General features: G+C 71.3%; 1 protein-coding gene. It reads right to left on the bottom strand.

Annotated features, from left to right (window positions below):
- Positions 1 to 125: 125 nt before the first annotated feature.
- Entirely contained in the window at positions 126 to 572 is a 447-nt protein-coding gene (locus ABZ281_RS50360) for an ATP-binding protein (protein WP_356665648.1), read from the bottom strand.
- Positions 573 to 1,071 lie beyond the last annotated feature (499 nt).

The following is a 1,071-nucleotide window of genomic DNA, read 5'->3' as shown; positions in this document are numbered from 1 at the left end:
CGTGGCGCTGACGGCCCGGGACGAGAGGGTGGGGGCGTCGTTCCCCGGGGTGCGCCCGCGGGCGCGCACCCGGCTGGGGGCGGGTCAAGTACCCCGCACCCCTTCGACGTCACAGCGCCGCCGCGTCAGCCGACCGGCAGGCTCTTCACCGGCAGGGAGTCCGCGGACGGCACGCCGCCCTTGGCCAGGGAGTCCGTCGGCAGACCGCCCTTGGTCGAACCGGCCGTGTCACCGACGAGCTGCCCGGCGGAGCCCGCCGCGTCACCGGCCGCCTTCGGCGCCACGGGCGTGGTCTTCTTGGCCGCCTTGCCGCCGCTCTTGCCCGCGGCCGGCACCGTCTTCTTGACGGTCTTGCCGCCGGTGTCACCCGCGGACTCGGTGACGTTCTGCGCCGCGCCGTCGACGGTGTCGCCGACGTTGGCCCCGTCCAGGGCGGTGAGGCCACCGAGGTTCGGGGTGGCGGGCAGCTCGGGGGCCGCGCTGGCGGAGCCGGCCGCACCGACCCCGGCAGCCGCTCCCGCAGCGACGATCAGCGCGGCACGGGCGATCCGGCGGGTCAGGGGGAGGGACATGGTGCTCCTTCGACGGGAGAGAACAGTGAGCTTCGTGAAGTGTCCGACCGGGTCCGGCAGTTGATCGACTGGCTGTGGATCACCCCGGCTCGGACGCTGTGACTACCGCTCGAAGCCCGCGAAGGTTGCGGCGCCGCAACGTAAAGAGTTGGCAATGCGTCGCATTATCGGCTGCGGATAAAACCGGTCAAAGAGGCTTCCGGGGAAACCCTGCAGAATCCTTCCAGCCCTGTGCGGGCAAGGGATTTCACGGTTTCCCGGGTGAGGGTGCGAAAACCTGCGCACACCTTCACCGAAGGACCGCACGGCTAACCCTCCAGAGTGAAACCCCGCACCCCTGCGCGATCTAGTGCCGCGGCAGGCAACGTTCGCCCCGTCGCGGCGCCCGGCATGCTCCCCCAAGCTCTCGACTCCGCTCGAGCAGGGGGTACCCCCACTCGCCACACCGGCCGAAACCCCACGTACGTCCAGTACGAGGGCTTCCGGCCGCCACGCCGAG

The sequence above is a fragment of the Streptomyces sp. NPDC006265 genome, assembly GCF_040613555.1.
Classification (GTDB): Bacteria; Actinomycetota; Actinomycetes; order Streptomycetales; family Streptomycetaceae; genus Streptomyces.
This window is presented reverse-complemented; position numbering and strand designations above follow the sequence as displayed.